This window comes from Pseudomonas sp. UMAB-40, assembly GCF_900095275.1.
Classification (GTDB): Bacteria; Pseudomonadota; Gammaproteobacteria; order Pseudomonadales; family Pseudomonadaceae; genus Aquipseudomonas; species Aquipseudomonas mandelii_B.
In genome coordinates this window covers 102,542-115,165 of record NZ_LT607570.1, presented here as the reverse complement: position 1 = coordinate 115,165, position 12,624 = coordinate 102,542, and the positions used below count along the sequence as shown (strand labels likewise).

The following is a 12,624-nucleotide window of genomic DNA, read 5'->3' as shown; positions in this document are numbered from 1 at the left end:
TCCCCCACACACCCATCCCAGACTCTCCCCATCCAAACAGGGAGAGTCCCATGAACCGCAGCCTGACCCTAAAACTCGGGGCAATCGCCCTTCTGATTCTGCTATTGCTGATCCCGTTGCTGATGATCAACGGCGTCATTCAGGACCGCCAGCAATTGCGCGACGGTGTGCTCGAAGACATTGCCCGCAGTTCCAGCTACAGCCAGCAACTGAGCGGGCCGCTGATGGTGGTGCCGTATCGCAAAGTGGTGCGCACCTGGAAACTCAACGAGAAAACCAACCAGCGCTACCAGGACATCGGTGAGGAGCGAGGTCGTCTGTATTTCCTCCCGGAACGCTTCGAACTCGACGGGCAGGTGCAGACCGAACTGCGCTCCCGAGGCATTTACGAGGCGCGGCTGTTCCACGCCGACAACCGCATCAGCGGGCATTTCTCAGTCCCGGCGCAACTGGGCATCAAGGAAGACTTCGCTGATTACCAGTTCGATCAGCCGTTTCTGGCGGTCGGTATCAGCGACATTCGCGGCATCGAAAACGCCCTGAAACTCGAACTCAATGACCAGCGGCTGGACTTCGTTCCGGGGACCCAGGTGGGCTGGCTAGGCGAAGGTGTACACGTGACATTGCCAGCGCTGGATGCCAGGCAATCCACGGAATTGACCTTCGGTTTCGACCTGCGGCTGCAAGGCACCGGTCAATTGCAGATCCTTCCAGTGGGCAAGACCAGCAAGGTGTCGCTGAGCGCCAACTGGCCGCACCCAAGCTTCATCGGCAACTACCTGCCGGCCCAGCGTGAAGTCACCGATCAGGGGTTTACCGCCAACTGGCAGACCTCGTTTTTCTCCACCAACCTACAAGAAGCGCTGAGCAGTTGTGTGTCCGGCGGTGGGTGCGAGGCGTACAGCGGCCGCAGCTTTGGCGTGAGTTTCATCGATCCGGTGGACCAGTACCTGAAGAGCGATCGGGCAATCAAGTATGCGCTGCTGTTCATCGTGCTGACCTTCGCCGGCTTCTTCCTCTTCGAAGTGCTGAAAAGCCTGGCGGTGCACCCGGTGCAATATGCATTGGTGGGCGTGGCGCTGGCGTTCTTCTACCTGTTGCTGCTGTCACTGTCGGAGCACATCGGTTTTGCCTTGGCTTATCTGTTGTCGGCCGGTGGCTGCGTGTTACTAATCGGGTTCTATGTCTGCCATGTACTGCGCAGCGTGCGTCACGGCCTGAGCTTTTCGGCGGGGTTGGCGGCATTGTATGGCTTGCTCTACGGCTTGTTGAGTGCCGAGGATTACGCGCTGTTGATGGGCTCGTTGTTGCTGTTCGGCTTGCTCGGCGTGTTCATGGTGCTGACCCGCAAGCTGGATTGGTACGGGATCGGGCAGAAGCCGGCCAAGCCGCTGGCGTTTGATCTTGGAGCGGTGGAATGAGCCGGTCGTTGGGGTTGCGCGAGGACCAGCGGGAAGGGGAGGTGTTGGCGACGCTGATTGCGGTGTTGTTTCCTGTGGATCCGGTGGGGTGCCATCGCGGGCAAGTCGGATCGCCGCACCGCCGCTCCCACAAGGGATCTTCTGCGAACACGAATTTCGCGCACGGCAAGGACCCTGTGGGAGCGGGCTTGCCCGCGATGAGGCCGGTACAGTCGGCGAAGATCTAGAGCTTCGGCATCGTCGCCACCATCGAAGGCCGCTGACTCACCTCGAAATACCAGGCCGCCAGCTGCGGGTTCGTCTCGCGCCATTGCAGATCCGGATGGCGCAGGTCGAGGTAACCCAACGCACACGCCACGCTGATCGCCGCCACATCGAAATGGCTGGTCAGCTCGGCAATCGCGTCCTTCTCCAACAGCGCCAGCGCGCGACGAATCTTGTCGCGCTGGCCATCGAGCCATTCGTCCCAGTGTTTTTCCGGAGCGCGCAGGGCCACTTCGTACCGAACCATCACCGAAGCGTCCATGATCCCGTCGGCCAGGGAGGCCAGGGTCAAACGACGCCAGCGGGCCGAACCGTCGCGAGGGATCAGCGGGTTGCCGACGTGTTGATGATCGAGGTAATCGAGGATCACCCGGCTGTCATGGATGACGTTGCCGTCAGCCAGGCGCAGGGCCGGGATCTTGCCCAGCGGGTTGTCTTCGTTGAGTGTCTGGTCCGGGTTCACCGGCGTGAGCACGCAGTCTTGCAGCGCCACGCGGTCGGTCTGACCGGTTTCGTGCAACAGCACCATGACTTTGCGAACGAAGGGCGATAACGAGTTATGGAACAGGGTCATGCTGGGGGCGGACATGGCAACGTCTCGGTGTTGGGCAGTGCTGGGCAGCATAGCGCGTTGAAGCGATAGCTCAAGATGACCAACGCACGCAAATCCTTGTGGGAGCGAGCCTGCTCGCGATGAGGTCGTCACATTCAGCACTCATGTTGAATGTCAGGCCGCCATCGCGAGCAGGCTCGCTCCCACATGGGTTCAGGTTCAGGCGGCTGGTTGCAATGCGGCTTGCGAACCCGGGGCATTCTTTTGTGGCTTCAGTTCACGCGCCACGGTCCAGACGATGAATGCAGCCACGATGTCGAAAATCGCCAGCACCACGAACAGCGGGCTGTAACCGATCTTGGTCACCATCACGCCGAACACCAGGGTGAAGGCTGCGGCGCCCAGGTAACCGAACATCCCGCCCATGCCGGTGGCCGTGGCCACTTCATTCTTGCCGAACGAGTCGGAGGTGATCGCATACAACGCACCGGACAACGTCTGGTGGGCGAAGCCGCCGATGCACAACAGTGCGATCGCCGTGTAAGGACTGGCCACCAGGCCGATGCAGGCCGGGCCGATCATGCACGAGGCGCCGAACAACAGGACCATCTTGCGCGAGGTGAACAACGACACGTTGCAATGCTTGTGGAAGAACGGGCTGAGGTAACCGCCGAGTACGCAGCCGAGGTCGGCGGCCAGAAACGGCAGCCAGGCGAACATCGCGATCTCTTTGATGTTCATGTGGCGTTCGGTCATCAGGTACAGCGGAATCCAGGCATTGAAGGTCTGCCAAGCGGGCTCGGAGAGCATCCGCGCACTGGCGATGGCGTAGAAGTTGCGGCTGCCGATGATCTTCTTCCAGCTACCCTTTTTCGCGGTCGGGTCTTTGAAGTGGTCTTCCTGGCCGCTGAGGATGTAGTCGCGTTCTTCGTCGCTCAGGCGCTTTTGATCGCGGGGGTGTTTGTAGAGGATCAGCCAGAGGAAACTCCAGGCGATGCCCAGCCCCCCGACGATCAGGAACGCCAGTTCCCAGCCACTGTTCAGGATCGCCCAGACCACCAGCGGCGGCGCCAGCAGTGCGCCGATCGATGAGCCGATGTTGAACCAGCCGATCGCGACCGAACGTTCTTTGGCCGGAAACCATTCGGTCGAGGCTTTGACCGCCGCCGGCAAACCGGCTGCTTCCGTCAGGCCCAGCAGGCCCCGGACGAAGGCCAGGCCTTGCCAGCCCGACGCCAGCGCCGCTGCCGCACAGGCAATCGACCAGGCGAAGGCGAAGATGGCGAAGCCCATCTTGGTGCCGATGGCATCGATGATGTAACCGGCCACCGGCTGCATCAGCGCGTAGCAAACCTGCCACGCGACCACGATGTGCGAGTACTGCTCGGTGGAGATATTCATTTCGCTCATCAGGGTCGGAGCGGCCACTGACAGGGTATTGCGAGCCAGGTAGTTGACCATCAGGCCGGCCGTCACCAGGCCGACCATCCACCAGCGGATGCCTTTGACTTTCATTGCTTCACCATGATTATTTTTGGAGTTTGGTGTCGAACAAGTTTGTTGTAGGTTGTCGTACAACATGTGCCTTTATAGAAGTGCAAGGGCGAAACTGTCAATAAATATGTCAGAGAATTTGCGGTGCGAGGCGACGGGCGGGAGAGGGTGTCGTCGTATGACTGTCGTGTTGAATCCTGGAGCAGCTGTCGAGCCCCAGCGAGGCTGCGTTCGGTCGCGCAGCGGCCGCAGACCGGGAAACGCGGTTTGTCTGACACAACCCGGCTGCCGGATTTACGACTGCTTCGCAGCCGAACGCAGCCTCGCCGGGGTTCGACAGCTGCGACAACCGTTTAGATCAACGCCGTGGCAGCAGGCCGCGCAGGGCCAGGACAGCAGGAATACCCAGGCCGAGCCAGCTCAAGGCATCCCACACCCCATCGCCCAGCAACGCGGCGAACAACCCCGCGGCGCTGAGAAGCGCGATCACGGTGGGTGTGGCGAAGACCTTCCAGAAGTTCGACTGTCGCGGCCTCATGCTTGAGCCTCCGCTTGCTCGAGCGCAGGTTTCGCCGCCTTGCGCCGCACCACCCACAGATAAACCCCGCTGCCCAGCACGACGATGGTCAGCCCATCCAGGGTCGCCCAGAGAATTTTCATCGGCATGCCACCGTAGTCACCAAAGTGCAGGGGTTGCGACATGCCCATGGCGTCCATGTACCACGGTCGCTCCGCCACCGCCGTGACTTGCAGGGTGCTGGCGTCAATCAACACCGGGGTCAGCAGGTGCGACGTCAGGTGGGTGCTGCCTTTCATGAACACGGCGTAATGGTGTTCGCTGGAAAACCGCGTGCCGGGGAAGGCGATGAAATCGGGTTGCATACCCGGCGCGACTTCCTTGGCGATGTCGAGCAAACGGGTCGCGGGTGCCAATTGCGTCAGCGGTGGCGCGTCGCGGTACGGCGCGATCATCGTGCTCAGTGCGTCGTTGCGCCAGGCGGCGATCAGCAGGTCGGCGCAAGCACTGATCACGCCGGTCACCCCGACTACCAGCGCCCAGGTCAGCGTGACCACGCCGATCAGGTTATGCAGGTCGAGCCAGCGCAGGCGGGTGGATTTGTCCTGGCGCACGGTGGCGAATTTCAAACGGCGCATGAACGGCAGGTACAGTACCGTCCCGGAAATAATGGCCACGACAAACATCAGACCCATGAACGCCAGCAGCAGTTTGCCCGGGAGCCCGGCGAACATGTCCACGTGCAGGCGCAGCATCACCATCATGAAACCGCCGTTGGCCGACGGCATCTCCAGCGCTTCGCCGGTGCGGGCATCGAGCATGAAGGTGTGCGACGAATTGGGTTCCGTGCCGGCGGTGGCCGCCATGATGGCGATCGCCGCGTTGGGTTCTTCTTCGTCGAAGCCAAAATACTGCATGACTTCGCCGGGGCGATGTTTTTCCGCCGCCTGGACCAACTGCTGCAAATTCAGTTGCGGGGTGTCCGCCGGCATGTGCTTCAACTCGGCGGCATCGCCCAGCAAGTGGTCGATCTCGTGGTGAAAGATCAACGGCAGGCCGGTCAGCGCCAGCATCAGCAGGAACACGGTGCAGATCAGGCTGGTCCACGTATGGATGAACGACCAGCGGCGAATTGTTTTACTTTTCATTTGATGGCCTTCAGAAATACCAAAGCCGTCCTCGAGGGACGGCTTGGTCTTGGAGCGTTTCAGCTCAGGCAATTACCACTTGTAAGTTGCACTGGCGACGACACTGCGCTGGTCGCCGTAGTAGCAGTAGAAACTGTCACAGGTGGAGATGTAGTCCTTGTCCAGCAGGTTGGTGGCGTTCAGTGCCAGGGACGCGCCTTTCAGGCTGTTGTCCAGACGGCCGAGGTCGTAATGGACCGCGGCGTCGAACACGGTATAGGCGTCGGCCTTGCCCAGCCAGGTGTTGGCCTGATCGCCGTAGGTGTTGCCGGTATAGCGAGCGCCGGCACCAATACCGAAGCCGTCCAGCACGCCGGTGTGCCAGGTGTAATCGGCCCACAGTGAAGCCTGTTGGTTAGGCATCAGTTGCAGACGATTGCCCTTGTTGTCGCCTTTTTGCACTTCGGATTTGGCCAGGGTGTAGGCCGCGATGATTTTCAGGTTTTCGGTAACGTCGGACACCGCTTCCAGCTCCAGGCCCTTGACCTTCACTTCGCCAGTCTGGCTGGTGATCGGTGTCGCGCCGACGGTGGTGGTGACCGAGACGTTTTTCTGGGTCAGGTCATACACCGCCGCGGTGAGCAGGGTGTTGCTGCCCGGTGGCTGGTACTTGATGCCCAATTCCCACTGCTTGCCTTCGGTCGGCTTGAACGAGTCGGTGGCCGTGGCCGAAGCACCCATGGTTGGCTGGAAGGATTCGGCGTACGACAGGTACGGCACAAAGCCCGAATCAAACACATAGCTGATCGCCGCGTTGCCGCTGAAGTTCTTGTCGCGCTGGGTGTTGGTGGCATCGCCCTTGTTGAAGAACTCGGTGCTGGTGTGAACCCAATCCTCACGTCCGCCGACGGTCAGGCGCCATTGGTCGAGGGCCATTTGATCCTGCACGTACAGGCCGGTCTGGTAGGTCTTCTGGTTGTAGTCGTAGAACGCGGTAGAGCGCGGCGGACGAACGATTGGCTGGCCATAGATCGGGTTGTTGACGTTGGTGGTCAGCCCGTCGCCGAAAATCGAGGTGTAGTTGGTGTTGCTGCGCTGGTGGTCGAGACCCAGCAGCAGGGTGTGACGGACATCGCCGGTGGCGAAATCGGCCTGGAAATTGTTATCCACGGCGAACTGGCTGATGTCTTCATCGACGATGGTGCTGGTGCGCCCGACGTTGCCTTCGTTATCCACCTGGGTGAACGGATACGAGCCGACAGTGAGCCCCTGGAACGACAGATCGGATTTGGTGTAACGCAGGTTCTGCTTGAACTGCCAGATGTCGTTCAAGCGATGTTCGAACGCATAGCCCAGCGCGTAGTAGGTGCGGTCGTAGTATTCCCAGTCCGGGTCGCCGAGGTTCTTGTGATGGGAAACCTTGCCGAACGGCATGTCGATCTTGGTGCCTTGCACTGGCAGGAACTGGCTTGTGATGCCGGTATCGTCGCGGGTGAATTGCGTAAGCAGGGTGAACCTGGTGTCTTCGTCGATGTTCCAGGTCAGGCTCGGCGCGATGTTGTAGCGCTTGTTATCGACGTGGTCGATCTGCGTGCCGCTGTCGCGCACCACGCCGCTCAGGCTATAGAGGAACTGGCCTTCGTCATCGATCTTGCCGGTGTTGGCGAAGTTGATCTGACGCTGGTTATCGCTGCCGTATTGCAGCTGGATCTCGTGACTGTCTTCAGCGGTTGGACGGCGGCTGACCATGTCCAGCAAGCCACCCGGCGGGGTCTGGCCGTAGACCGACGACGCCGGGCCGCGCAGCAGGGCGAGGCGATCGAGGTTCCAGGTTTCCTGTTTCGGGTTGGCGTAGGTGCCTTTCGGCAGCGGCAGCCCATCGAGGAACTGGGTCGGTTCAAAACCCCGGACCCGTAGCCAGTCGGCGCGGGTGTCGCTGCCGTAGCTGCTGGCGACGATGCCGGGCATGTAGCGCACGGCGTCATCGAGGTTCTGCACATTGCGATCGTCCATTTGCTGGCGGGTTGCGATCGAAATCGAGCGCGGCGCTTCGACCAGCGCGGTGTCGGTCTTGGTGCCGGCGGCGGTGCGCGTGGCGAGGTAGCCTTCCACCGGGCCCCAGGCGCTTTCAGTATTTTCGACGCCGATGACCGCAGTTTCCGGCAGGGCCAGCGTGCCCTCGGGAATGGCGACCAGGCTGTAGGTGCCGGCGCTGCTTTGCTCCAGTTGCAGACCGGAGCCGCGCAAGGCTTCACGCAGGGCGCCGGCGGCATCGAACTGGCCCTTGACCGGCGCCGAAGTCTTGCCCGCGGCCAGCGATGGGTTCAACGACAGGGCGAGGCCCGCCTGGCTGGCGATCTGGTTCAGCGTGCTGGCCAAAGGCGCAACCGGCAGGTTGTAGGCGCGAACGCTGGACGCCTGTTCAGCGGCAATCAGCTGACTGCTGGCCAGCGGGGCGCAAAGGGCAATGGCAACGGCCAGCAAGCTGGGGCGCAACAAGGTGTCTAGCGAACGGGACATACAGCGGCTCCTGAATGGAAATATTTCTCAATTGCCTAGGTGCCGGACGAGAATCCAAAAGTGATAGGGCTGGATGAAAATAATTTCGATTCAGTAAAGAAGATGAGTTTCTAAGGGTGAGGCGATGGCGTCGGTTCAGGCTCCGAGAATTTCAGGGCTTCGCATCAGCCTTCGCCACCGTCACCCACCACGGCGTGTGCTGCTCAATCTGCACGGGCAAGGTCGGCAGCAGCGCGCTCAGGGCCTTGTCGGTGTCGTGCAGGGGGAAGCTGCCGGTGATCCGCAGGTCAGCAACCTCCGGCGCAACACCCAGATGCCCGCGTCGATAGCGACCGAGTTCGTGCACCAGGTCTTCCAGTCGTGTGTTGTCCACCACCAGCATGCCGCGGGTCCAGGCATCGGCGCCCAGGTTCAGCGCGACGATGGGCCCCAGGCCGTTGCTGCGCATCAGCACTTGCTGGCCTTCACGCAGGATCTGTTCTTCAGGGCTCGACTGCGGATGGGCCGCCACCGCTGACTGCAACACGCTCAGCCGCGTGCCGTCGTCCTCGCGCTTGACCAGGAACCGCGTGCCCAGCGCGCGCAGGCTACCTTCACGAGTTTCGACGATAAACGGCCGGGCATCGCCATGACCGGTTTCGACGAGGATTTCCCCTTCCTGAAGGATGATCAGTCGCTGCTTCTCGTCAAAACGCACGTCCACCGCACTGTGGGTATTGAGGTTGATCAGCGTGCCGTCGGTCAGGCGCAGGGTGCGCTGCTCGCCGGTGGCAGTGCGCTGGTCTGCCAGCCAATAGTCGATGGGTAGATAACGATCACCGGCGAACAGCGCCAGGCCGATCACTGCAACGATGCTGGCCAGGCCACTGCCGAGCGTGCGTACCCGTCGGCGAATGCTTTCGCGCGATTGCAATAACGCCGTGCGCGCAGGACCGTTGGCGACGCTGAAACGCTGATCGAGCATGCCCAATTGGCGCCAGGCCCGAGCGTGTTCCTCGTGGGCGGCGTGCCATTTGGCGAATTCTTCACGCTCCACCGGGCTGCCGGAATCCAGGGACAATTGCCAGGCAATCGCGGCATCCAGCACGTGGGCTGATACCGGTTTGGAACTGGCCGGGCTCATACCGGCTCACCGTACAGCGCGATGTAGCACTGACGAATGCCTTGGGTCAGGTATTGGCGAACCCGGGGCACCGACACACCCAGGCGCTCGGCGATTTGCGCATGGCCGAGGCCGTCGAGACGGTTATAGAGAAACGCCGCCCGGGCCTTGCTTGAAAGCTTGCCGAGCAGGCGGTCGATGTTTTTCAGGTCTTCGAGGATCAGTTGCTGTTCTTCCACCGACGGTTGTTCGCCTTCGGGGATCAGCATCAACTCAGTAAGGTAGGCCTGTTCCAGCGCTGCACGGCGGAAATAGTCGAACAGCAAGCCTTTGGCGATCGCCACCAGAAACGCCCGCGGTTCGCGAGGCTCCTTCAGCTCATCACGGCCCAGCAAGCGCACGAAGGTGTCCTGACTCAGGTCTTCGGCCCGTTGCGGACAGGCCACATTGCGTCGCAGCCAGGCCAATAGCCAACCGCGATGGTCGCGATACAACGCACCAACGAGCTCACTTTGGGGGCTTTGGACTGACGACACGCAGCATCACCGATTGGGAAGTGTTAACTAACGAGAATTGTTCGCGATTGTGGCAGAGGCGGGGGAGGTAAGCAATTGGCCACTGGTCAGGTGGTTTTTGATGGGGGGCTTCAGTTGGACCGCGTGATCGTTCTTCGCGGGCAAGCCTCGCTCCTACAGGATGTCGTAGTTCCACAGATCGACACAAAACCTGTAGGAGCGAGGCTGCCCGCGAAGGCGTCAGAACAGGCACCGCAAGGCTAAAAGGACGGCGCCCGCTGCCGCCGTTTCCACTGGCTCAACCGCTGCTGCAAATTCAACGGGCTATGAATCTGCTGCTGCCGCGCCCGGCTGAACAGAATCAACGCCAGCTCCGCCGTGGCTAACGCATCTGCGCTGGCGTTGTGCCGTTCGAAAACCTCCAGCTTGAACCAGTCGATCCACTCATCCAGTCCGGCATCGCGAATGTGCGCCTGAGGACAGAGCAGCGGCGCGATATCCGCCACATCCAGGAACGGATGCTGCAACTTGTAACCCAAATGATCTTTCAGCGAACGCCCCAGCATGTGTTGATCGAACGGCGCATGAAACGCCAGCAGCGGGCTGTCTGCGACGAACTCCATGAATTCGACCAAGGCCTGAGCCGGATCGCTGCCAGCAGCAATCGCGCTAGGCCCCAGTCCATGAATCAACACGGCGGGCCCCACCTTCATATCGGCGCATTGCAGCGTGCGTTCGAACTGCTGGCTGAAATCGATCGCCCCGTCTTCGATCACCACCGCGCCGATGGACAACACCCGGTCCTTGTTCAGGTTCAAGCCAGTGGTTTCCAGGTCGAGCACCACCCAACGCTGCTCGCGCAGGCTGCATTCACTCAGTTCGGCCGCCGAGGGCAAGCGTTGCAGACGTTGCAGACGTTGCTGGAGTTCAGCGGTCAGGCTTGGGCCTGCCGGGCGCAACCATGAAAACAGGCTCATAGCTGATACCGCAGGGCCAGGCTGCTTTGCAGGCGTTGAGCCTGGCGCAGGGATTCACGCAGGATCCGTCGGTCCAGATGATTGAGGCTGTCTGGATCGACCCGGTTGGAGTAGGGCAAGTTCTCCCTCGTCTGTAGCTGATGCTGCTGCATGCGGGTTTGCTGGATGAAGTGATAGGCCTCTTCATACGCGGCGCCGTCCAGCCGTTCAATGACCTCTTTGGCCACCAATTCGCGAAAGCGCTCCAGGGTATTGTTGGACTCGATGCCATGGGCCAGGGCCAGCAATCGAGCGCCATCGACGAAAGGCGTCAGCCCCTGGACCTTCAGATCCAGCGTGGCTTTCTCACCATTCTTGCGTGCCAGCACGAACTCACGGAAACGTCCCACGGGCGGACGGTTGCGCAAGGCGTTCTCGGCCATCATCCGCTGGAACAGCCGGTTGTCGTTGACCTGATCGAGAATGCCCTGACACAGCTGGTCACAGCCTTGCTCGTCGCCCCAGACCACGCGCAGGTCGAAATAAATGCTCGATCCCAGCAAATTCTCCGGCGTCGCCTCACGAATAAACGCCGCAAAACGCCGCGCCCATTCGGCCCGGGACAAACACAGTTCAGGGTTGCCGGCCATGATGTTGCCCTTGCACAGCGTGAAGCCGCAGAGCGCCAGGCTCTGATTGATCTGCTGGGCAATCGGCAGTAATTTGCCGCGAATTTCGGCGGCATGCGCCGCGTCCCGGGCTTCAAACAGAATGCCGTTGTCCTGATCGGTGTGCAGCGTCTGTTCACGGCGGCCTTCACTGCCGAAGCACAACCAGCTGAACGGAACGCCGGGGTCACCTTTCTCGGCGAGTGTCAGTTCGATCACCCGGCACACCGTGTGATCGTTGAGCAAAGTGATGATGTGGGTGATCTGGGTCGAAGAGGCACCGTGCGCCAGCATGCGTTCGACCAGTTGACCGATCTCGCCACGTATCGCCACCAGGTTTTCCAGTTTCTGGGCGCTGCGAATGGTCCGCGCCAGGTGCACCAGGTCGACTCGTTGCAGTGAAAACAGATCGCGCTCGGACACCACGCCACACAAACGGTGGTCTTTCACCAGGCAGACGTGGGCGATGTGGCGCTCGGTCATGGCGATCGCTGCGTCGAAGGCACTGTGATCCGGCGACAGGAAAAACGGCGCTTGGGTCATGTGGCGTTCGATTGCTTCGTTGAAGTCGTCAGTGCCGTCGGCCACCACATGGCGCAGGTCGCGCAGGGTGAAAATGCCCAGCGGGGCTTTGTGCTCGTCGACAATCACGATGCTGCCGACCTGTTGCTCATGCATCAGGGTCACGGCTTCACGCAATGGCGTGGCGGGGCTGCAGGTCACCGGATGGCGCATGGCCAATTCGCCCAGCCGCGTGTTCAGCGAATATTGAGTACCGAGGGTTTCCACAGCTTTTTGCTGGACTTGCTGATTGACCTGATCCAGCAGGCTGCTGACACCGCGTAGGGCAAAGTCGCGAAACGTGGTGGAAAGTGCGAACAACTTGATGAACGCCAGCTTGTTCAGCTGTAGGCAAAAAGTATCTTCTGCCGCCAGGTGTTCGGTGCGGGTCGCACGCTCACCCAGCAGCGCGGCGAGGGGGAAACACTCGCCGGTGGTGATTTCAAAGGTAGTTTCGGTGCCGCCCTTGGCCGTATGCGGGCGTTCGCCCACGACCCGGCCTTGTTTGACGATGTAAAAATGTTCGACCGGCCCATCGGCAGGTTTGATGATGCTCTCGCCAGGGGCGTAGAAACGCATCTGACATTGCTCAACCAGGTACGCCAGGTGCGCGTGTTCCATTTGGTTGAAGGGCGGGAAGCGCTGAAGGAATTGCAAAGTGCCCTGGATGTTCTGCAACACCGCGGTTTTCCCTGCCTGGGTGAAGGCGTCCGCTTTACTCATAACCATGACCGCAGTCTTTTTTTGAATTGTTGTTGTCGGATGACTCAGCCATGGTCGGCCCCTGCGCGCAGGGTGCCCATTGGACGTAAGTCTAGGTCGGGGCGTGCAGGCGTCGGAAGTTAGGAAATGTCTGACGCAACTGTGCGAAAAACCTCCTACATTTGCTATAGGAAAACTTTCCGACGAAGTGCACATTGAAGGCC

Annotated in this window: 10 protein-coding genes; 1 reads left to right on the top strand and 9 read right to left on the bottom strand. The window is 60.8% G+C overall.

Annotation, left to right across the window (positions count from 1 at the left end):
• Nucleotides 1-50: 50 nt before the first annotated feature.
• Nucleotides 51-1,421 (top strand): cell envelope integrity protein CreD, encoded by a 1,371-nt coding sequence (gene creD / locus K0F88_RS24975; protein WP_219096977.1) that lies wholly within the window; start codon nt 51-53, stop codon nt 1,419-1,421.
• A gap of 223 nt (nt 1,422-1,644) precedes the next feature.
• Here the strand turns inward: creD and K0F88_RS24970 are convergent, their stop codons facing one another.
• The 9 genes from K0F88_RS24970 to K0F88_RS24930 form a co-directional block, all read right to left on the bottom strand.
• The gene (locus tag K0F88_RS24970) at nt 1,645-2,274 is read right to left on the bottom strand and encodes a glutathione S-transferase (RefSeq protein WP_219096975.1); all 630 of its coding nucleotides are present in this window, start codon (nt 2,272-2,274) and stop codon (nt 1,645-1,647) included.
• Nucleotides 2,275-2,457: 183 nt separating this feature from the next.
• Nucleotides 2,458-3,753 carry an MFS transporter gene (locus K0F88_RS24965; RefSeq protein WP_219096973.1) on the bottom strand — a complete coding sequence of 432 codons (1,296 nt, stop codon included), beginning with the start codon at nt 3,751-3,753 and terminating at the stop codon, nt 2,458-2,460.
• A gap of 337 nt (nt 3,754-4,090) precedes the next feature.
• The gene (locus K0F88_RS24960) at nt 4,091-4,270 is read right to left on the bottom strand and encodes a hypothetical protein (protein ID WP_219096971.1); all 180 of its coding nucleotides are present in this window, start codon (nt 4,268-4,270) and stop codon (nt 4,091-4,093) included.
• Nucleotides 4,267-5,397 (bottom strand): PepSY domain-containing protein, encoded by a 1,131-nt coding sequence (locus K0F88_RS24955; RefSeq protein ID WP_219096970.1) that lies wholly within the window; start codon nt 5,395-5,397, stop codon nt 4,267-4,269. The genes K0F88_RS24960 and K0F88_RS24955 overlap by 4 nt, the downstream gene beginning before the upstream one ends.
• A gap of 72 nt (nt 5,398-5,469) precedes the next feature.
• Nucleotides 5,470-7,896, bottom strand: coding sequence for a TonB-dependent siderophore receptor (locus K0F88_RS24950; RefSeq protein WP_219096968.1), 2,427 nt, complete (start codon nt 7,894-7,896; stop codon nt 5,470-5,472).
• A 151-nt stretch (nt 7,897-8,047) separates the two neighbouring features.
• On the bottom strand, nt 8,048-9,019 hold the full coding sequence (locus K0F88_RS24945) for a FecR domain-containing protein (protein ID WP_219096966.1): 972 nt from the start codon (nt 9,017-9,019) through the stop codon (nt 8,048-8,050).
• Entirely contained in the window at nt 9,016-9,534 is a 519-nt protein-coding gene (locus tag K0F88_RS24940) for an RNA polymerase sigma factor (protein WP_094470301.1), read from the bottom strand. The genes K0F88_RS24945 and K0F88_RS24940 overlap by 4 nt, the downstream gene beginning before the upstream one ends.
• A gap of 239 nt (nt 9,535-9,773) precedes the next feature.
• On the bottom strand, nt 9,774-10,490 hold the full coding sequence (locus K0F88_RS24935; protein WP_219096965.1) for a PolC-type DNA polymerase III: 717 nt from the start codon (nt 10,488-10,490) through the stop codon (nt 9,774-9,776).
• Entirely contained in the window at nt 10,487-12,427 is a 1,941-nt protein-coding gene (locus K0F88_RS24930; protein ID WP_219096963.1) for a putative nucleotidyltransferase substrate binding domain-containing protein, read from the bottom strand. The genes K0F88_RS24935 and K0F88_RS24930 overlap by 4 nt, the downstream gene beginning before the upstream one ends.
• Nucleotides 12,428-12,624 lie beyond the last annotated feature (197 nt).